The following is a 20,095-nucleotide window of genomic DNA, read 5'->3' as shown; positions in this document are numbered from 1 at the left end:
CGCCCGCCGAGGCGCGCGGCGGGGCCCGAATACGGTCACGTGCGCGTCCCACTCCCTGCCAGCGGCCCCGGGAGACGCCCCTGACCGGCGGCTTCCGCTGATCGTGAGCGCGTCAGGCCTCCGGGCCCCGGAGCTTGCCCGCGTAGATGGAGGCGACGGCGTCGGCATGGGCCTCCATGACGGCGGCCCGCTTGACCTTGAGCGAGGGGGTGAGCAGGCCGTTGGCCTCCGTGAAGTCCGTGGTGAGCACGCGGAACTCGCGGATCGACTCGGCCCGGGAGACCGCCTCGTTGGTGCGGGCCACGGCGCGCTCCAGCGCGGCGAGCACCTGCGGGTGGGCCGCGGCCTCGACCACGCCCATCTCCGGCAGGCCGTGGTTGCGCAGCCACTGGGACAGCATCTCCGAGTCAAGCGTGATGAGCGCGGAGATGAACGGCTCGTCGTCCCCCAGGACGAGGACCTGGCTGACCAGGGGATGGCCGCGCAGCCGGTCCTCGAGGATCGCCGGGGCCACGTTCTTGCCGCCCGCGGTGACGATGAGGTCCTTCTTGCGACCGGTGATGCGCACCCAGCCGTCGTCGTCGATGGCCCCGATGTCTCCGGTGCGGAACCAGCCATCGGGGGTGAAGGACTCGGCGGTGGCGGCGGGGTTGTTGTGGTAGTTCCGGAAGACGCCCAGGCCCCGCAGGAGGATCTCGCCGGTCTCGTCCACCCGGACCTCGTTGCCGCAGACGGGCGGGCCCACGGTGCCGATCTTGTTGCGCGCGTCGAGATTGACGCAGGTGGGGCCGATCGTCTCGGTCAGCCCGTAGCCCTCGAGGATCTCCAGGCCCATGCCCCGGTAGAAGTGCCCGAGGCGCTCGCCCAGCGGCCCGCCGCCGGAGATGGCGAAACGGGCGTTGGGGCCCAGGAGGGCGCGGAGCGTGCGGTAGACGAGGCGGTCGGCCAGCGCGTGCGAGGCGGCCAGCGACTTCGAGGGGCCCATCGGGGTGTCCAGCGCGCGGGAGTACTCGATGGCGACCTTCGCCGCCCAGCGGAAGGTCCGCAGCTTCATGCCGCTGCCCGCCTTGGCGTCGGCGGCGTTGTAGATCTTCTCCAGCACCCGCGGCACGGCCAGCACGTAGGAGGGCCCGAAGGCCTGAAGATCCGGCAGAAGGGTCTTGACGTCCGGGGTGTGTCCGAGCACGCCCTGGCCCGCCAGGGACAGCAGCTCCAGGCAGCGCGCGTAGGAGTGCGCCAGCGGCAGGAAGAGCAGGAGCCGAGTGTCCGGGCGGTAGAGGAGGTCAGGCATCCAGTGGACGCCGTTGTGCGCCAGGCCCGCCGCGTTGCGGTGGGTGATCTCGACGCCCTTGGGGCGGCCCGTCGTGCCGGAGGTGTAGATGATGGAGAAGATGTCCTCGGGGCGCACGGCGGCCGAGCGATCCTCGACGACGGCCCGCGAGATCGTGCGCCCGGCCGTCGTCAGCTCGGTGAGGGCGTCTCGGTCCAGGGACAGGACCCGGGGGCGCTCGGCGCCGGGGTCGGCGGCCGAGCGGGCCTTGATGGCGGCGTCCACCACGAGCGCGTGGCCGGAGGTCTCGGTGACGACGAGGCGGACGTCGGCGTCGTCGAGGATCCACTCGATCTGCTCGGCCGAGTCGGTCTCGTAGATGGGCACGGAGACCAGCCCGGCGCGGGCGATCGCCATGTCCAGGAGCGTCCACTCGTAGCAGGTGCGGGACATGATCGCCACGCTCATGCCCGCCTCCAGGCCCAAGCCGATGAGCCCCGCGGCGATCCGGGCGACCTCCTCGCCGAAGGCCCGGGCGGTGATCGGCGCCCATGTGCCCAGTGAGCTGCGCCGCTCGATGATGGGGCGCTCCGAGGTGCGCGCGATGCGGTCGGCCAGCAGCCAGGGGACGGTCCACCCCGACTCGGTGTCGCGGTTGTCGCAGGTGCCGGACGCGCCCATGGTCAGGGGGCTGGAGGCGGCGCCGTCGACGACGGTCGTGGCCCCCAGGGACGGGTGGGGCGCGGCGCCGGCGGGGGCGGGGGTCCGTTGCGGCACGGTCCTCAGCCCTTCTTCGGCTTGGCCGGGGCCTCACCGAGCTCGACGGCGGTGACGGTCACAGCCGGGGCCGGCTCGCCGTCGTCGCCCGCGCGAGGCTCGGCCGCGGCCAGGGTCATCGGGCCCGTCACCTTCGCGGCCTCGAGGAGGTCGGAGCGAACCGCCTCCACGCTCGCCTGGGCCTCGGGGGCCACGGCCAGCGCCACGGACAGGATCGGCGTCTTCTGACTCGTCTTGGCCTCCGACTTGACCTTGCGCAGCGCCGCCAGCGCCTGGCCGGCGCGGGCCACGAGGGCGGCGTCGGCACCGACGGAGGCCTCGCGCAGGGGCGCGGCCTCGGGCCAGGCGGAGCGGTGGACGCTGCCGGTGCGGTACCAGCTCCACACCTCCTCCGTGGCGAAGGGCAGGAAGGGGGCGAAGAGGCGCACGAAGGCGTCCACGGCGATCGCCAGGGTCGTGCGGGCGCTCGTGACGGCGACCGGGTCGTGGGAGCCGCTCAGGTCATTGGCGCGGTCCTTGACGAGCTCGATGTAGTCGTCGCAGAAGGTCCAGAAGAAGGACTCCGCGGCCTCCAGGGCGCGGGCGTGCTCGAAGCCCTCGAAGGCGGCGGTCGCGGCATCCACGACATCTGCCAGGGCCGCCAGGACCGCCCGGTCGATCGGCTCGGTGACGGCGGCGGCGTCCAGGCTCGGCGCGGGGGCGGCCGCGAGGGCCTCCTCGTCCGCGTCCCAGGGCAGGCCCATGGACAGGGCGAACTTGGAGGCGTTGAGGAGCTTGATGGCCAGGCGGCGGCCGATCTTGATCTGCTGCTCCTCGAAGGCCGCGTCCAGGCCCAGGCGGGCCGAGGCCGCCCAGTAGCGCACGGCGTCGGCCCCGAACTTCTCCAACAGGCCCATGGGGGTCTCGGCGTTGCCCTTGGACTTGCTCATCTTCTTGTGGTCCGAGTCCAGGATCCATCCGGAGATGCCCGCGTGCCTCCAGGGCAGTGAGCCGAACTCCAGGTCCGCGCGAACCACGGAGGAGAACAGCCAGGTGCGGATGATGTCCTGGCCCTGGGGGCGCAGGTCCATGGGGTAGACGCGGTTGAAGAGGTCCTCGTCCGTCAGCCAGCCGGAGACCAGCTGGGGGGACAGCGAGGAGGTCGCCCAGGTGTCCATGATGTCGAGCTCGGCGGTGAAGCCGCCCGGCTGGTCGCGCTGATCCTCGGTGTACCCGGCCGGGGCGTCCGAGGAGGGGTCGATCGGCAGCTCGGCCTCGGCGGGGGTGAGGACGCGGGCGTAGTCCACCTCGCCGTCGTCGTCGTCGATCGCGTACCAGACGGGGAAGGGCACGCCGAAGAAGCGCTGGCGGGAGATGAGCCAGTCGTTGTTGAGCCCCTTGACCCAGTTCTCGTAGCGGACCCGCATGAAATCAGGGTGGAAGTCGAGCTCGGCGCCGCGGGCGAGCAGATCAGCGCGCAGGTCGGCGCCAGTGGCCGGGTTCGTCCAGTCCTTCCCGCCGTTGCGCAGGTACCACTGGCGGGAGGTGACGATCTCCAGGGGCTTGTCGCCCTTCTCGAAGAAGTTCGTCTGGCGGGTGGTCGGGGTCGGCTCGCCGCGCATCTCGCCGCTGGCGGCCAGGGCGGCCACCACGGTCTCCCGCGCCGAGTAGGTGGTCTTGCCGGCCATGGACGCGTAGGCCTCGCGGCCCGCCGCGGTCGTGATCCACTCGGGGGTCTCGGCCTCGATGCGCCCGTCCTTGCGCAGGATGGCGCGCAGCGGCAGGCCGAGATCGCGCCACCACTCGATGTCGGTGGTGTCGCCGAAGGTGCAGCACATGGCGATGCCGGCGCCCTTGTCCCTCTCCGCCGCCGGGTGGGCCAGGACCGGAACCTCGACGCCGAAGACGGGGGAGGACACCGTCGTGCCCAGCAGCGGCTGGTAGCGCTCGTCATCGGGATGGGCGATGAGCGCCACGCAGGCCGCGAGCAGCTCGGGGCGCGTGGTCTCGATGCACACGTCATGGGTGCCGGCCGGGCCGGTCTCGATGGGGGCGCCCGCCGCGGCCGCGCGCTCGGCAGCGTCGGCGTCGACGACGTGGAAGGCCAGGCGGTGGTAGAAGCCCGGGTACTCGCGGGACTCGAGCTCCGCCTGGGCGACGGCGGTCTGGAAGGTGACGTCCCACAGGCCCGGGGCCGCCGCCTGGTAGGCCTCGCCGCGCTCCAGGTTGCGCAGGAAGGCGGCCTGGGCGACCTTGCGGGCGCGCTCGCCGATGGTCTGGTAGGTCTGCCTCCAGTCCACGCTCAGCCCGAGCTGGCGCCACAGGGCCTCGAACTGGGCCTCGTCGATGGTGGTCAGGCGCTCGCAGAGCTCGACGAAGTTGCGCCGCGAGATCGGCTTCTGATCCCTGGCCTTGACGGACTTGCCCTCGCCGCCGGTGCGCGGGGGGGTGAAGTCGGGGTCGTAGGGCAGGGAGGGGTCGCAGCGCACGCCGTAGTAGTTCTGGACGCGGCGCTCGGTGGGCAGGCCGTTGTCGTCCCAGCCCATGGGGTAGAAGACGGCCTTGCCGCGCATCCGCTGGTAGCGGGCGAGGGCGTCCGTGTGCGTGTAGGAGAAGACGTGCCCCACGTGCAGCGAGCCCGACGCCGTCGGGGGAGGGGTGTCGATGGAGAAGACCTCGGGGCGCTCGGCGGAGCGGTCGAAGGCGTAGGTGCCGTCCTCCTCCCAGCGCTGCCCCCAGGCGGACTCCAGGCCGTCGGCGCTCACCTTGGCGGGCACGCGCGGGCTGTGGAGCTGCGAGGGGATGAAACGGGATGAGTTACTGGGCTGCGACATGCCGCTGATTCTGTCACGGGGCTGCCTCGGCGCTCCAAGCGGGCGGGGCGACGCGCCTGTGAGGTGGGCTACCAGGCCGTGAGAGGTGGGTGCGGGGCCCCATCGGCCGTCCCCGGACCCCTCCTCGGCCCGAGGACCGGTCTCGGTGCTGTTTTCGACCGGTCTCGCTCCTGATTTCGACCGGTCTCGCGCGAGGGGGAGAGGATTGGTACGCTTGTGCCAGAACTGGCCGCAGCGATCCCCAATGACGAGGAGGCGGGCATGACCGAGGAGTCCCCGGGCGCGCGCATCGCGGGGCTGAGCGACGACGTCGCGACCCTGACCCGCAAGAACACCCTGCTCGCCAACGCCCTACGCGCCGCCCGCACCGAGCTCGCCTCCCTCCACGACGATCTCCAGGCCCTCCAGGCCCCGCCGCTGGCCCATGCCACCGTCATCGCCGCCCACCCCACCGAGCGCGCCGCCGACGTCGCCCTCGCGGGCCGGCGCCACCGCGTGGGCGTGGGGCCCGACGTCGTCGCCTCCTCCCTCGCCCCCGGGGCCCAGGTGCTCCTCAACGAGCACCTCGTCATCACCGCCACCGCGCCGAGGCCCCGAGGCGGGGAGGTCGTGAGCGTCAAGGAGGCCTACGACGACTCCACCGTCCTGGTCACCGCCCGCCACGACGAGGAGATCGTCCTCGCGCTCGCGGACGGGCTCTCCCGCCGCGCCCCACGCGCCGGGGACGTCCTCGTGGCCGACCTCACGGCGCGCATGGCCCTGCGCCCCCTGTCCCGCGCCGAGGTCGAGGACCTCCTCCTGGAGGAGGCCCCGGACGTCTCCTACGAGGACATCGGCGGGCTCGGCCCCCAGATCGAGCTCATCCGCGACGCCGTCGAGCTGCCCTTCCTCCACGCCGACCTCTACCGCGAGCACCGGCTCATCCCGCCGCGCGGCGTCCTCCTGTACGGGCCCCCCGGCTGCGGCAAGACCCTCATCGCCAAGGCGGTGGCCTCATCGCTCGGCGCCAAGGGCAGGGGCGAGGCCTACTTCCTCAACATCAAGGGCCCCCAGCTCCTCGACAAGTACGTCGGCGAGACCGAGTGCCGCATCCGCGTCATCTTCGCCCGTGCCCGGGAGAGGGCCGCCACCGGCATCCCCGTCGTCGTCTTCTTCGACGAGATGGACTCCCTCTTCCGCACTCGCGGCTCCGGGCGCTCCTCCGACGTCGAGACCACCGTGGTGCCGCAGATGCTCGCCGAGCTCGATGGCGTCGACGAGCTCGACAACGTCATCATCATCGGGGCCACCAACCGCGAGGACATGATCGACCCCGCCATCCTGCGGCCCGGCCGACTCGACGTCAAGATCCGCATCAACCGGCCCACGGCCGAGGGCGCCGCCGAGATCCTGGCCACCTACCTCACCGAGGACCTCCCGCTGCGCGACGGCCTCGTCGCCTCGGCGGGCGGGCGATCGGCGGCCATCCGCGCCCTCATTGACGGCGTCGTCGCCCGCCTCTACTCCGAGGCCCCCGGGAGCGAGATGGTCGAGCTCACCCACGCCGACGGGAGCGTCGAGGTCCTGCGCGCCGCCGACCTCGCCAGCGGCGCCATGCTCGCCAACATCGTCGACCGCGCCAAGAAGGCCGCCATCAAGGACCTGGTGACCACCGGGCGGCGGGGCCTGACCGCCGAGCACCTGCGCGCCGCCCTGGCCGACGAGCTCGACGAGAGCAGGGGGCTCGTGGCCGCCACCCGCCCCGAGGACTGGGCCAGGGTCACCGGCCGGCGCGGCGTGCCCGTCACCGCCGCCCGGCCGCTGGGGGGAGGGCCGGCGTGAGTGGGCCCGGCTTGCGCCCGGCCGACCGGGTGATGGGCATCGAGACCGAGTACGGGATCCTCGGGGCCAGCGCCGCGGAGGTCATCGACGCCTGCCTCGAGGCCGCGCGTCGTGACGGCCGGCCCGAGGGCGTGCGCTGGGACTACACGGCCGAGCAGCCCCTGCGCGATGCCCGCGGATTCGAGATGCGCCGCGAGGACGCCCACCCCGCCATGCTCACCGACGAGATCCGCGGCCCCGCCCTCGAGACCCGGGCCCCGCGCACCAGCGCCGCCGCGCGCCTGACCGACATGGAGGAGTCCTGGCAGCGGGGAACCTCCACGTGCCTGCCTGACGGCGGCCGCCTCTACGACGACCACGGCCACCCCGAGTACGCCACCCCCGAGTGCTCCACCCCCGCCCAGGCCGTCCTGCACGACCTGGCCGGGCAGGCCCTGCTCGCCGACGGCGCGGCGCTCCTGGCCTCGCGGGGGGCGCCCGTGCGCCTGTTCAAGAACAACATCGATGGCAAGGGCGCCTCCTACGGGACCCACGAGAACATCCTCATCCCCCGGGCTGTGCCCTTCGAGGCGCTGGCCCAGGCCCTCATCCCCCTGCTCGTCGTGCGCCCCCTGCTCACTGGGGCGGGACGCGCCGGCACCGGGGCGGTGACCAGCGGCGCCCGCCTCCAGGCCTCCCAGCGGGCCGACTACATCGAGACGGTCATCGGGCTGCCCACCGTCATGAACCGGCCCCTGATCAACACCCGCGACGAGCCCCACGCCGACCCCGCCCGCTGGCGCCGCCTCCACCTCATCCCCGGCGACGCGAACGCCTTCCCCACCATCACCTGGCTGGCGCTGGGCATCGCCTCCCTGGTGTGCCTCACCGCGGCGGACCCCGCCCCCGGCGCCGCGCCCTGGAAGCGCCTGGCCCTGGCCGATCCGATCGCCGAGCTGCGCGCGGTCTCGCGCGACACGTCCCTCGCCCACCGCCTGGCCCTGGCCGACGGCGGGAGCGCCGACCCCCTCGACGTGCTGGAGGCCTACCTCGACGCCGTCGTCGCCAGCCTCGACCGCGTCGGGGCGCCCCACCGGGCCCCCGAATCCGACCCGCTGATCCCCGACCTCGCCGCGCTCGCGGACGGCCTGGACGCCGACGGCCGTGAGACCGGGGCGCTCCTGGCCTTCTGGGAGGCCTCGATCAACGAGCTCAGGCGGCTGCGCGCCGGGGAGCGCGGCGCCGCCGGGCACCTGGAGTGGGTCGCCAAGGGGGAGCTCCTGCGCGCCACGGCCCAGCGCCACCCGGGGCCGGCCGGCGAGCCCGTCCTCCACGCCGTCGACCTGGCCTGGGGCGAGGTCGGCGCGGGCCTGGCCCACAGGGTCCCGGCCGCGGCCGCCGCCACCGGTGGCCTCGATGAGGCCCGTGCCCGCGCCGCCCTGAGCGCCCCGCCGCCCACCACCCGGGCGTGGCTGCGCGGCCGCCTCCTGGCCCGCTTCCCCGGTGCCGTCCGCGCCGCTGGCTGGCAGGCGGTCGTGCTCGACGCCGGGGGCGAGCACGACGAGCGCCTGGCCCTCGACGAGCCCACGGCGTACGGCCGGGCCCAGACCGAGCCCCTGCTGAGGGCCCCCGGCACCCCGAGGGACTTCCTAGAGGCCCTCGTGGGCGCCGGCCGCCTCGGCCCGCCCCAGGCCGCCGCCCTCACCAGGGCCGACACCCCGACCGTTCCACGACCATGACGCCCCGCGATCGAGGAGAGCAGCGATGAGCGAGACCGCCCAGCCCCAATCCACCCACCACGACGACCCCGCCCCGGACGACGCCCCCGAGCCCGGCGGCGCCGGCCCGGCGCGCGGCCAGGATCTCGGAGGCGTCCTGGACATGATCGACGACGTGCTCGCCGTCGGCGCCCAGGAGTTCGTCCAGGGCTTCGTCCAGAAGGGCGGGCAGTGAGCCGCGTCTTCGGCCTGGAGACCGAGTTCGGCCTGCTGCGCCTGGGCACCGACGGCCGCGCGGAGGACCCCGCGCGCACCGCCGACGAGCTGATGCGCCACCGCCCACCGGGCTACCGCAGCACGAACCTGTTCCTGCCCAACGGCGGTCGCCTCTACCTCGACGTCGGCTCGCACCCCGAGTACGCCACCGCCGAGTGCGCCACCGTGCGCCAGCTCATCGCCCAGGACGAGGCCGGCAGGGCCCTGATCGCCTCCATGGCCGAGCTCGCCGCTGCGCGCGACGGGGACCCCGGGGGCGCTGAGGGCGCTGGGGGCTCGCGGACGATCCATGTCCTGGCCAACAACAACGACTCCGCCGGCCACACCTACGGCTGCCACGAGAACTACTCCCTGCCCCGCCGCGTGAGCCCGGAGGCGATCCTGCCCGTGCTCTCCACGTTCCTGGCCACCCGGCCCGTCCTCGTGGGCTCGGGCGCCCCCGCGCGCGGCAGCGCCAGCGCCGACGGGGCCGGTGAGGATCGCGGGGCCGATGAGGACTCGGCCTGGGCGCTGTCCCCCAGGGCGCCCCACCTGCGCGCCCTGACCTCGGCCGACACCACCGGCGAGCGGGCCCTCGTCAACACCCGGGATGAGCCCCACGCCGACCCGGGCCGCCTGCGGCGCCTGCACATCACCTGCGCCGACACCACGATGTCCTCAACGACGACGGGCCTGCGTGCCGCCCTGACCACCCTCCTCCTCGACGCCCTCGAGGCGGGCGTCGACATGGACGGCGTCGTCCTGGCCGATCCGCTGGAGGCGCTGGCCTCACTGGGCTCGGGCCCTTGGGGGGACCGGGCCGCGCGGGCCCGTGACGGGCGGGCCCTCACCCCCGTGGACGTGCAGGAGGAGATCCTGGCGCGCCTGCTCGACCGCCTCGACGCCGTCGGCGCCCCGCCCGCCCTCGAGGGCGCGGAGCACCTCGTGCGGGACCTCGCCCCCCGGGTCATCGGCGCCCTGCGGGCGCGGGAGGCCAGCGCCATCGACACTGAGATCGACTGGGCGATCAAGCGGCGCGTCATGCGCGCCCACCGGCAGCGCCACCCCGATCTCAGCGGGCAGGCGCTCACCGTGCTGCGGCAGCGGGTGGACCTGGCCTACCACGACCTCGACGCGAGCAGCGGCCTGACCCAGCGCCTGCGCGCCCAGGGGCAGATGGCCGAGCTGTGCTCACCGTGGGAGATCGAGCAGGCGGCCATCCAGGCTCCACCGACGCGGGCCGCCCTGCGCGGCGCCTTCATCCGGGCCTGCCTCGATCGCGAGGCGGACTTCTCCGTCACCTGGTCCAGCATCCGCCTGGACTCGCCTCCCTCGCCGGCCGTCGACCTGCTCGATCCCGCGGCGTCCAGCGACCCCGCCGCCGAGGCCCTCATCGGGACAGTTCGCGCCCTGCTCCCCGAGGAGATCCGGCGCATCCGCCCCCAGGGGCTCTGAGCGCCCGGGGGCGGAGGGCGGCCCGCGCGGCGGCGCGACTGGCCCGACCCGTGCGGCCTCAGGCCCCCAGGTCGCGGTCCCTGGAGACCGTGGCCTCGAAGGCCCGCACGACGGCGTCGGAGAATCCCGCGCGCTCCATCGCCGTCAGCCCGGCGATCGTCGTGCCGCCCGGCGAGCAGATGGCGTCGATGAGATCCGCCGGGGTGCGGGGCGGCTCGGCGGCGCTCCCCGCCTGGGCGGCCAGAGCCGAGCCCAGCACGGCCTGGGTGACGATCCCGACCGCCGTGCTCTTGGGGATCCCGCCCAGCACGCCCGCCCGGGACAGCGCCTCGATGAAGGCCAGGACGAAGGCGGGGGAGGAGCCCGCCAGGCCCACGAAGGCGGAGAAGTCCTTGTCCTCCAGATCCACGGTGCGCCCGATGGCGCCCATGAGCGCGCGCACCGGCGTCATGGCGGTCTCATCGACACCCGGGCCCGCCGCCAGCGCCGTCATCGAGGCGCCGACCCCGGCGGCCATGTTCGGCATCGCCCGGACCACCCGGGCGCCGGCGGGCAGGAGGGCGGCCAGGCGCGAGAGCGTGAGCCCCGCGGCGATGGACAGCACGAGTGGTGATCGCTCGGCCAGCACGGGGGCGATCCCCTCCACGACCCCGGGCAGCGCCTGCGGCTTGACCGCCAGGACGAGGACGTCCCCCGCCCCCAGGCGGCGCATGAGGGACGCGGGGTCGGGCACGTGCTCAGCGCCCGTTTCCCCGGCCAGGGCCCTGGCCGAGCCGTGGGCGCTTGTGACGAGGAGGGAAGCGGGGGCGATGCCCGCGCCGATCGCCCCTCGAACGATCGCTCCCGCCATGTTCCCCGCGCCGATGAAGCCGTAGGTCGTCATCGCCCCAGGCTACCCGCCCGGCGGCGATCTCATCCGGACGCCTCCGATCTCCTCCCATCCCAGATGATCCGCATGGCGCCGGCCCCGGGCCGCGGTCCACAATGGGCTTATGAGCACCGCAGCCCCAGCACGATCAGCGCCCGACGGGCTCACCGCTGATCCCGCCATCGACTCCGCCGCTGAGTCCGCCTCCGAGTCCTCCGCTGAGTCCGTCCCCGTCCGCCGCGCGCTCGTCACCGGCGCCTCCACCGGGATCGGGGCCGCCACCGTCCGCCTCCTGCGCGCCCACGGATGGGAGGTCGTCGCCACCGCCCGGCGCGTTGAGCGACTGGCCGCCCTGGCCGCCGAGACCGGCTGCTCCTGGGTCGCCGCCGACCTGCAGGAGCCGGAGGACATCGAGCGCCTGGCCCGTGAGGCCCAGGCGGCCGGTCCCATCGACGCCGTGGTCAACAACGCCGGCGGCGCGATCGGCGTCGACCCCGTGGCCGAGGGCAAGCCCGAGGAATGGCTGACCATGTACGAGCGCAATGTCCTGGGGGCGTTGCGCGTGAGCCAGGCCTTCCTGCCCGCGATGCGCGAGCGCGGCGGCGACCTCCTCTTCCTCACCTCCACGGCCGGCCAGGCCACCTACCCCGGCGGCGCGGGCTACGTGGCCGCCAAGCACGCCGAGCGGATCATCGCCAACACCCTGCGCCTCGAGCTCGTCGGCGAGCCCGTGCGAGTCATCGAGATCGCCCCGGGGCTGGTGGCCACCGAGGAGTTCTCCCTCAACCGCCTCCACGGCGACGCCGCCGCGGCCGCGCGGGTCTACGAGGGCGTCGCCGAGCCGCTCGTGGCCGACGACGTCGCCGAGTGCGTCGTGTGGGCCCTGGAGCGCCCCGCCCACGTCAACATCGACTCCCTCACCGTGCGCCCCCGCGCCCAGGCGTCCAACACCGTCATCGCGCGCGACCGCTGAGGGGTACGGCCCGCTCCCCGACACGCGCGGTTTGCGCCCACAGGTGCGCCCCGGCCGAGCAGCGCGCCTTGCCCCGACTGGTGCGGTTCGCACTGACTGGTGCGGGGAGGACGCACCGTTCGGTGCGGATGGCGCTGCTCGGTGCGGATGGCGCTGTTCGGTGTGGATGGTCCGGCCGATGTGGTTCGCGCCTGCAAGCGTGCCTGGGCCGAGCAGCGCGCCTCGCCCCGACTGGTGCGTTTCGCACCCACTGGTGCGGGGAGGACGCACCGTTCGGTGCGGATGGCACCTCTCAGTGCAGACGGCACCACTCGGTGTCGATGGCGCTGTTCGGGGTGGATGGCACCGGCCGACGGATCGGGGCGCGCTCACCGCGCGGCACGGCTCCCAGGGCTCAGGCGGCGCGCAGGTAGCGCTCGACGACGACCTCGGCCAGGGCGGCATGGTGGCCGATCGGAGGGGCGAGGACCTCGGCGCCGCTGGAGCGCAGGGCCGCCGAGAAGCGCCCCTCGGCCAGCAGGTAGGTGGCCACCGCGATGGACCGCGCCCCCTCAGCGCGCCACGCCGCCACCGCCTCGCTCACGGTCGGCGCGCTCCCGGACAGGTAGGCGGCGCGCACCGGCAGGCCGACCCTCGACTCCAGCGCGCGGGCCGCCATCCCCGCCTCCCGCACCGGCTTGGCCCGCCGCGATCCTGCTGCGGCCAGGACGATCCCATCCAGATCACCCCAGTGGGCGCCCTGCTCCGCGAGCCTCTGCGGCGAGCCGGTCGACGACGGCGCCGATGAGCGCCGGGTGCGGTCCCAGGTGCTCGGTGAGCCGAGCCGGGCCGTGCTCGTCCACCATGGCCGGCAGGTCCTTCTCCACGTGGTACCCCGAGCCGAGGAAGACCGGCACCACCACCGGATCCGCCCCGCCCTGGAGGGCCTCGACCGCGCTGGGCGACTGGAACTCGACGTACCCGTGGTCCACCTCCACCCCGGGCAACCGCGCTGCGACATCGCGGGCGATCCGCTCCAGGAGGGGGGCGGAGCCGGGCATGCGCGTCCCATGGGCCAGGAGCACGAGGCGGCGGGCACGCCCGGCATCGCCCCGGTCGACGGCCGCGCTCACAGCCCTGCCCCCGCGGTCACCGGCTCACGGGGCGCGGGCTCCCGGAGTGCCTGCTGGCGCGGATGCGGCGCGGCGGCGGTGAGCCGGAGCGAGCGCCGAGCCCGTCGCGCGCTGATGGCCACCAGAACCGCGAGGATCGGCGCCAGCGCGGCGATCATCCCGCCGACGAGCGCCGCGGGCGCCCCGGCCGTATGAAGGATCGTCGTGAGGTTCGTGCACACGATCAGAGCGCCGACGCCGCTGCCCAGCACCTGCCCGGGCAGGCGGGAGACCACCCACGCGGCCAGCGGCGCGGCCAGAGCGCCCCCGCAGAGCACCGCCAGGACGACCCTCGCATCGATCCCCGCCGCCCCCAGCCCCGCGAGGAACCCGGCCGAGGCCGCCACGCTCACGAGGAACTCCGCGGTATCGACGCTGCCGACCACCGTGCGCGGGGCGGTTCGCCCCCGGCTGAGCAGTGTCGTCGTCGTCACGGGGCCCCAGCCGCCCCCGCCTGTGGCATCGATGAAGCCTCCCAGGAGCGCCAGCGGCGTCAGGAACATCTTCGAGTGGGGGCTCCGACGGGCCGAGGAGGCCGCGGGCGGGCGGATGGTGAAGCGCGCCAGCACGTAGAGCCCGAGCGCCAGGAGGATCGTGGAGCTGATCGGCGTCGCCGCTCGACTGGACAGGTGGGACAGCGCGGTGGCGCCGAGGAACGCCCCCACCGCGCCGGGGCCCGCCAGTCGGGCGGTGAGCCTCCAGTCCGTGTTGCCCAGCCGGTGGTGGGAGGCCCCCGAGACGATGGTCGTGCCGATCTCCGCCAGGTGGACCGAGGCGCTGGCCAGGGCAGGACTGAGCCCGGCCAGCAGCAGGAGGGACGAGCTTGTGACGCCGTAGCCCATGCCGAGGGCGCCGTCGACGAGCTGGGCGGCGAGCCCGGCGAGGGCGAGGATGACGAGTTTGCGCATGAGGGCCTCCGTGGTCTCCGATTCGGGATGGGGTGGGGTCAGGATCCGGTGATGACGCGGTGCTCCCAGTGGGGGCTGAGGGTGACGACGTCGCCGAGCACGATGACCGCCGGCGCGGTCACGCCGACCGAGGCGGCGACCTCGGGGAGGCATCGCAGGATCGTCGTCGTCACCCGCTGATCGGGACGCAGGCCGCTCTCGACGACGGCCGCCGGGGTGAGGGGATCGGCGCCGCGGCCCAGCAGGATCGACACTGAGCGGGCCAGATGAGTGACGCCCATGAGCAGCACGAGCGTGTGGTCCCGGCGCGCGGGCACGGTGGAGATGAGGTCCTCGTGGGCGCTGACCACGGAGAACCCGCGGGCCAGGCCCCGGTGGGTGACGGGGATGCCCGCGGCCGCCGGCACGGCCACGGCCGAGGTGACGCCCGGGACGACCTCCATGTCGACGCCGGCCGCCCGGCAGGCCTGGACCTCCTCGCCGCCCCGCCCGAGGACGAAGGGGTCCCCGCCCTTGAGGCGCACGACCCGTGCCCCGCCCCGGGCGCGCTCGACGAGCAGCGCGTCGATGCCGTCCTGGGGGACGAGGTGGCGTCCAGGGCGTTTGGAGACGTCGATGACCTCCGTGCCCGGTGGGCAGTGCTCGAGGAGCTCGTGCGGCGCCAGCCGGTCAATGACGACGACGTCGGCCCGGCGCAGCAGCTCCAGCCCCCGCACGGTGATGAGCGAGGCCTCCCCGGGGCCGGCTCCCACGAGAGCGACCGAGCCCGCGGCGCGGGGCTCCTCGGGGGTCGTGGGGGAAGCGGGCCGTGAGGGCGCTGGCGCCGTGAGCGGCCTGCTCATGAGCGCTCCCGCGGATGCGCGAGCGGGGCCTCGTCGGGGTCGTGCGCCATGCCCGCCGCGAGGGTCCAGCCGTCATGCGCGTCGATGACGAGGAAGGCGCCGTCGGTGCGGGAGTGCTCGTAGGGGGCGACGGGGATGGCCTCGGACAGGCGCAGGCGCACCCGTCCGATGTCGTTGAGGGAGAGGCCGTCCGCCTCCACGAGCGCCAGGTCGTCCAGGTCCAGGCGCCCGGCGATATCCGTGACCACCGCCTGGACGGTCCTCGTGCCGTGCTTGACCAGGACGCGGTCGCGCTCGCGCAGCGGCCGGTCGGACAGCCACGCCAGGCTCGCCTCGACATCGCGGCTGGGCCGGGGCGCCCCCTCGGGCGCGGCCAGCAGGTCCCCGCGCGAGACGTCGATGTCGTCGGCCAGCTCGATGGTGATGGACTGGCCGGTGACGGCGCGCTCCAGGGGGCGATCCCCCAGGTGGATCCCCGTGACGCTGGTGGCGCGCCCCGAGGGCAGGGCGACGACCTCATCGCCGATCGCCACGGCGCCCGCCGCCACCTGCCCGGCGTAGCCGCGGAAGTCCTCCAGGCCGCGGGGGGCGGCGCTCTGGGGGCGGATGACGGATTGCACGGGCAGGCGGAAGGGCTGGCGGGCCTCCGGCGGGTCGACGCTGATGGTCTCGAGGAGCTCCAGCAGCGCCGGGCCCGTGTAGAACGGGGTGCGCGCGGAGCGGGTCACGATGTTGTCCCCCTCCAGCGCGGAGGTCGGCAGGGCGCGGGCGTCGGCCAGCCCCAACCCCCGCGCGACGTCCTGGATATCGGCGGCCACCTGGGCGTAGACCTCGGCGGAGTAGTCGACGAGGTCGATCTTGTTGACGGCGACGACGACGTGCGGCACCCGCAGCAGCGCCGCCACCGCCAGGTGGCGCCGGGTCTGCTCGACAACGCCGTGGCGGGCGTCGACCAGCAGGACGACGAGGTCGGCCGTCGACGCCCCCGTGACTGTGTTGCGGGTGTACTGCACGTGCCCGGGGCAGTCGGCCAGGATGAACGAGCGCCTGGGGGTGGCGAAGTACCGGTAGGCGACGTCGATCGTGATGCCCTGCTCGCGCTCGGCGCGCAGGCCGTCGGTGAGCAGGGCCAGGTCCGTGCGGGGCATGCCCCGATCGAGGCTGACCCGCTCGACGGCGGCGAGCTGGTCGCGCAGGACGGACTTGGAGTCGAACAGGAGCCTGCCCACGAGCGTGGACTTGCCGTCGTCGACGCTGCCGGCCGTGGCCAGGCGCAGCAGGCCCGTGGGCCGGCCCTCGGCGGGCGCGCCGGCCCCGGTGCTCGGGGACGTGGGAGGGGAAGCGGTCGGGGTCATCATGTGTCCTCGGGTTCGTCGGTGGGGTGGTGGGAGGGGTGGTGGCGGCTCAGAAGTAGCCCTCCTTCTTGCGGTCCTCCATCGCCGCCTCCGTCAGGCGGTCGTCGGCGCGCGTCGCACCGCGCTCGGTGAGGGTGGAGGCGGCCACCTCGACGGCGATCTCGTGGTTGGTGGCGGCTCCTGACTCCACGGCGCCGGTGCAGGACATGTCCCCGACGGTGCGGTAGCGCACCGTGCGGACCTCGACCCGCTCGCCCTGGCGGGGCTGGGTCACCGGGGTGACGGCGAGCCACATGCCATCGCGGTGGAACACCTCGCGCTCGTGGGCGTAGTAAAGGCTCGGCAGGGCGATGCCCTCCCGCTCGATGTAGCGCCACACGTCCAGCTCGGTCCAGTTGGACAGCGGGAAGACCCGCACGTGCTCGCCGGGGGCGTGCCTGGGGTTGAACAGCGTCCACAGCTCTGGGCGCTGGTTGCGCGGATCCCACTGGCCGAACTCGTCGCGCAGGGAGAACACCCGCTCCTTGGCCCGCGCCTTCTCCTCATCGCGACGGCCCCCGCCGAAGACGCCGTCGAAGCCGCCCTCAGCGATCGCGTCGAGCAGCGGGCGGGTCTGCAGCGGGTTTCGGGTGCCGTCGGGGCGCTCCCGCAGGCGGCCGTCGTCGATGTAGTCCTGGACGGAGGCGACGATGAGCCGCATGCCGGCGGTCCTCGCGGTGGCGTCGCGGTAGGACAGGACCTCGGGGAAGTTGTGCCCGGTGTCGACGTGGAGCAGCGGGAAGGGCGCGGGCGCCGGCCAGAAGGCCTTGCGGGCCAGGTGGAGCATGACGACCGAGTCCTTGCCGCCGCTGAACAGCAGGACGGGGCGGGCGCACTCGGCGGCCGTCTCGCGGATGATGAGGATCGCCTCGGCCTCCAGCGCGTCGAGCTCGTCGAGCGCGGGGCGGGCAGCGGTGGTCGAGGGGGCGGTCGCGTGGGTGGTCGGGGTGGTGCTCATAGGTGGATCCCGCATTCGGTCTTGGCGAATCCGGCCCAGCGGCCGGAACGTGGGTCTTGTCCGGGGGCGACGCGAGCCGTGCAGGGCTCGCAGCCGATCGAGGGGTAGCCGTCGGCCAGCAGCGGGTTGACGATGACGCCGTGCTCGGAGGCGTAGGCGAGCAGCTCATCGAGGCTCCAGGCGGCCAGCGGATTGATCTTGACGATCCGGTGCGTCTCGTCGAAGCCCACGAGCGGGGTGGAGACGCGGGTGATGGCGTCCTCGCGGCGCACGCCGGTGGCCCAGGCCTCGTAGCCGGACAGGGCCCTGGCCAGCGGCGCCACCTTGCGCAGGGCGCAGCAGCGCGAGGGATCCCGGGAGTGGAGGGCCTCCCCGTAGCGCTCGTCCTGCTCGGCGATCGTCAGCTCGGGCAGGACATCGACGACGGTGACGTCCATGGTCTCGGCCACCGCGTCGCGGGTCCCCTCCGTCTCGGCGAAGTGGTAGCCCGTCTCGAGGAAGAGCACGTCGACGCCGGGGATCAGCGCGGCGACGACATGCGGCAGCACGGCGTCGGCCATGGAGCAGGCGACGGCGAGGCTGCCGGGGAACGCCCTCGCGGCCCAGGCGACGACCTCCTCGGCGGGGGCGTCGTCGCCCAGCTCGGCGGCGCCCGCGGCGGCCAGGGCGCGCAGCTCGTCCTCGCCGCGCCTGGGGGCGCGGGGCGAGCGGGCGGCGTTGGCGCCCCGGGCGGTCAGGCGGCCGAAGCGGCCCACGGGGGCCCCGGCGGCGCTGCCCGCGCTGGTCGTGCTGGTCGGTGCGGTGGTCATGCGAGTCTCTCCTCATCCGCGCGCTGCGCCCATTGGGCGAAGCTCTCCTCGGGATAGCGGTCGGCCAGGTAGGCCCGCACGACCCTCTCGATGTAGTCGGGCAGGCCATCAGCGGCGACCTTGAGACTGCGCACGGTGCGCCCCAGCTCGGCCTCCTCATGGCCGGGGGCGGCCAGCCCCCCGCCCAGGTGGACCTGGAAGCCCGGTGCCCTCTCGCCGTCGACGGTGATGATCTGGCCCTTGAGGCCGATATCCGCCGTCTGGATCCGCGCGCAGGAGTTCGGGCAGCCGTTGATGTGCACGGTCAGGGGGCGCTCGAGGTCGGCGTCGGCCAGGCGCTCATCGAGCTCGGCTGACACGCGCGCGGCGAGGGCCTTGGTCTCCACGATCGCGAATTTGCAGAACTCGATGCCCGTGCAAGCCAGCATCCCGCGGGTGAAGGGGCCGGGATCGGGGTCGATGCCGAGCGCCGCCAGGCCCTGGCGCGCCTCCTCGAGCCTCCCGGCGGGGATGTCGAGCAGGAGGATGTTCTGCAGGGGGGTGGTGCGCGCGCGGTTGGAGCCCACGCGCTCGGCGAGGTCGGCCAGGCCCAGCATGACGTCCCCGGACAGGCGGCCCACCGGGGGCTTGCCGCCGATCCAGTAGCGCCCATCGGCCTGGCGGTGCGCCCCGAGGTGGTCCCGGGAGCCGCGCGGCGGTCCCGGGGCCGGGCCATCGGCCAGGGCGTAGCCGAGGTAGTCCTTCTCCAGGACCTCCCGGAACCTCTGCGGCCCCCATTCCGCCATGAGGAACTTCAGCCGCGCCTTGTTGCGCAGGCGCCGGTAGCCGTAGTCGCGGAAGACGCGGATGACCCCCCACCACACCTCGGGCACCTGGTCGGGCCGGACGAAAGCACCCAGGCGCTTGCCGAGGAAGGGTGCGGTGGACAGGGCCCCCGCGATCCACAGGTCGTACCCGGGGCCGAGCTCGGGGTGCTCGACGCCGACGAAGGAGATGTCGTTGATCTCGTGGAGAACGTCCAGGGTCGGTGAGCCGGTGAACGCGGTCTTGAACTTGCGTGGCAGGTTCGCGATCTCGGGATTGCCCAGGTAGGTGTCGTGCAGGTGGCGCGCCGCCTCGGTGGGGTCGATGATCTCCTCGGGGTCGATCCCGGCCACAGGGGAGACGAGGAAGCCGCGGGGCGTGTCCCCGCAGGCCTCGATAGTGGTCAGCCCCACCTCCTCCAGGCGGCGCCACATCTCGGGGACGTCCTCGATCCGGATCCAGCGGAGCTGGAGGTTCTGCCTGTCGGTGATGTCGAGAGTGCCGCGGGCGAACTCGTTCGAGATCCCTCCGATGACGCGCATCTGCTCGACCGACAGCGACGTGCCATCCATGCGGATGCGCTGCATGAAGTAGCGGTCGGAGAGCTCGGAGGCGCTCAGCTGGGAGGTCCGGCCGCCGTCGATCCCCTGCTTGCGCTGCGTGTAGAGCGCCCACCAGCGGAAGCGGTTGTGGAGGTCGTCGTCGGGGATCGCGTCGTAGCCGGCGGAGGCGTAGGTGTCGATGATGCGCTGGCGCGCGCCGAGCGGGTCCCCGTCCTGCTTGAAGGCCTCATTGGGGTTCAGGGGCGCGCGGCCGTCCACCAGCCACTGGCCGTTGGACCGCCCCGAGCGCGGGGGCCGCAGGTCACGGCCCCTCGCGGGGCCCGCCGCGCTGCTCGTCGTGGTGCTCATGTCTCCTCCAGGTGGGCGGCGCTGGGCGTCTGGAGGGGAGTCGGATCAAGAAGCTTCCCGCGGTGCCGCTCCCGTGCGGGCGGTTCGCCGCTGGGGGAGAGTCGTGCTCGGCTCCGGACGCCTCATCGCGCCGGAATCCGATGATCAATCTGATGATCGCGGTGTCAACCGCTGCGGTCAGGCGCTCGTCAAGCCCGACAACACATGACCCAGCCGTGCCCGTGCGGCGTCAACGCGGGGCGTGCCCAGCGGGTCGTGACGCGGCGTGCTGTGGTCATGGGCCGGACTATAGGGGCCGGCCCGCGCTGATGCCAGTGGGCGCTTGCATGGTGAGACCGGCGTCCCGGCAGGGGAGCGACGACGCGGAGCGGGCGGCGCGCCCCCGCGCG

At 74.0% G+C, this 20,095-nt stretch carries 16 protein-coding genes; 5 read left to right on the top strand and 11 right to left on the bottom strand.

Annotated features, from left to right (window positions below; genetic code table 11):
* Window positions 1–112: 112 nt before the first annotated feature.
* A complete protein-coding gene (locus tag ABXS69_RS08350; RefSeq protein ID WP_366181579.1) occupies window positions 113–1,951 on the bottom strand; it encodes an AMP-dependent synthetase/ligase in 1,839 nt (612 codons plus the stop codon).
* 101 nt (window positions 1,952–2,052) lie between these two features.
* Window positions 2,053–4,860 carry a valine--tRNA ligase gene (valS, locus tag ABXS69_RS08345; protein WP_366180226.1) on the bottom strand — a complete coding sequence of 936 codons (2,808 nt, stop codon included), beginning with the start codon at window positions 4,858–4,860 and terminating at the stop codon, window positions 2,053–2,055.
* A 261-nt stretch (window positions 4,861–5,121) separates the two neighbouring features.
* On the opposite strand from valS, the gene arc reads away from it, so the two are divergent.
* The 4 genes from arc to ABXS69_RS08325 are packed head-to-tail and all read left to right on the top strand — an operon-like array spanning window position 5,122 to window position 10,088.
* Window positions 5,122–6,681, top strand: a complete 1,560-nt coding sequence (gene arc, locus ABXS69_RS08340; RefSeq protein WP_366181578.1) for a proteasome ATPase — start codon at window positions 5,122–5,124, stop codon at window positions 6,679–6,681.
* Window positions 6,678–8,399 (top strand): proteasome accessory factor PafA2 family protein, encoded by a 1,722-nt coding sequence (locus tag ABXS69_RS08335; RefSeq protein WP_366180225.1) that lies wholly within the window; start codon window positions 6,678–6,680, stop codon window positions 8,397–8,399. The genes arc and ABXS69_RS08335 overlap by 4 nt, the downstream gene beginning before the upstream one ends.
* A 25-nt stretch (window positions 8,400–8,424) precedes the next feature.
* Window positions 8,425–8,613: a ubiquitin-like protein Pup gene (locus tag ABXS69_RS08330; RefSeq protein ID WP_366180224.1), complete on the top strand. Its 189-nt coding sequence runs from the start codon at window positions 8,425–8,427 to the stop codon at window positions 8,611–8,613.
* Window positions 8,610–10,088, top strand: a complete 1,479-nt coding sequence (locus tag ABXS69_RS08325) for a proteasome accessory factor PafA2 family protein (protein WP_366180223.1) — start codon at window positions 8,610–8,612, stop codon at window positions 10,086–10,088. The genes ABXS69_RS08330 and ABXS69_RS08325 overlap by 4 nt, the downstream gene beginning before the upstream one ends.
* Window positions 10,089–10,146: 58 nt before the next feature.
* Here the strand turns inward: ABXS69_RS08325 and proC are convergent, their stop codons facing one another.
* A complete protein-coding gene (gene proC, locus ABXS69_RS08320) occupies window positions 10,147–10,971 on the bottom strand; it encodes a pyrroline-5-carboxylate reductase (RefSeq protein ID WP_366180222.1) in 825 nt (274 codons plus the stop codon).
* Window positions 10,972–11,080: 109 nt separating this feature from the next.
* Between proC and ABXS69_RS08315 the strand changes: the two genes are divergently transcribed.
* Window positions 11,081–11,929, top strand: coding sequence for an SDR family oxidoreductase (locus tag ABXS69_RS08315; RefSeq protein WP_366180221.1), 849 nt, complete (start codon window positions 11,081–11,083; stop codon window positions 11,927–11,929).
* A gap of 394 nt (window positions 11,930–12,323) precedes the next feature.
* Here the strand turns inward: ABXS69_RS08315 and ABXS69_RS08310 are convergent, their stop codons facing one another.
* From ABXS69_RS08310 to ABXS69_RS08275, 8 genes are all read right to left on the bottom strand, one after another.
* On the bottom strand, window positions 12,324–12,587 hold the full coding sequence (locus ABXS69_RS08310) for a CbiX/SirB N-terminal domain-containing protein (protein WP_366180220.1): 264 nt from the start codon (window positions 12,585–12,587) through the stop codon (window positions 12,324–12,326).
* A 64-nt stretch (window positions 12,588–12,651) separates the two neighbouring features.
* On the bottom strand, window positions 12,652–13,041 hold the full coding sequence (locus ABXS69_RS08305; RefSeq protein ID WP_366180219.1) for a CbiX/SirB N-terminal domain-containing protein: 390 nt from the start codon (window positions 13,039–13,041) through the stop codon (window positions 12,652–12,654).
* Window positions 13,038–13,988 (bottom strand): sulfite exporter TauE/SafE family protein, encoded by a 951-nt coding sequence (locus ABXS69_RS08300; protein WP_366180218.1) that lies wholly within the window; start codon window positions 13,986–13,988, stop codon window positions 13,038–13,040. Before ABXS69_RS08300 ends, ABXS69_RS08305 begins: the two co-directional genes overlap by 4 nt.
* A gap of 38 nt (window positions 13,989–14,026) precedes the next feature.
* Window positions 14,027–14,830, bottom strand: coding sequence for a uroporphyrinogen-III C-methyltransferase (cobA, locus tag ABXS69_RS08295; protein WP_366180217.1), 804 nt, complete (start codon window positions 14,828–14,830; stop codon window positions 14,027–14,029).
* On the bottom strand, window positions 14,827–16,185 hold the full coding sequence (locus ABXS69_RS08290) for a GTP-binding protein (protein WP_366180216.1): 1,359 nt from the start codon (window positions 16,183–16,185) through the stop codon (window positions 14,827–14,829). Before ABXS69_RS08290 ends, cobA begins: the two co-directional genes overlap by 4 nt.
* A 49-nt stretch (window positions 16,186–16,234) precedes the next feature.
* Window positions 16,235–17,182 (bottom strand): sulfate adenylyltransferase subunit CysD, encoded by a 948-nt coding sequence (cysD, locus tag ABXS69_RS08285; RefSeq protein WP_366180215.1) that lies wholly within the window; start codon window positions 17,180–17,182, stop codon window positions 16,235–16,237.
* A complete protein-coding gene (locus ABXS69_RS08280; RefSeq protein ID WP_366180214.1) occupies window positions 17,179–17,991 on the bottom strand; it encodes a phosphoadenylyl-sulfate reductase in 813 nt (270 codons plus the stop codon). The genes cysD and ABXS69_RS08280 overlap by 4 nt, the downstream gene beginning before the upstream one ends.
* A complete protein-coding gene (locus tag ABXS69_RS08275) occupies window positions 17,988–19,706 on the bottom strand; it encodes a nitrite/sulfite reductase (protein WP_366180213.1) in 1,719 nt (572 codons plus the stop codon). The genes ABXS69_RS08280 and ABXS69_RS08275 overlap by 4 nt, the downstream gene beginning before the upstream one ends.
* Window positions 19,707–20,095 lie beyond the last annotated feature (389 nt).

Origin of the sequence: Actinomyces timonensis (assembly GCF_040702965.1) — a bacterium.
GTDB classification, from domain to species: domain Bacteria; phylum Actinomycetota; class Actinomycetes; order Actinomycetales; family Actinomycetaceae; genus Actinomyces; species Actinomyces timonensis_A.
Note: the sequence above shows the minus strand (reverse complement) of the source record. Positions and strands in the feature narration are given on the sequence as shown.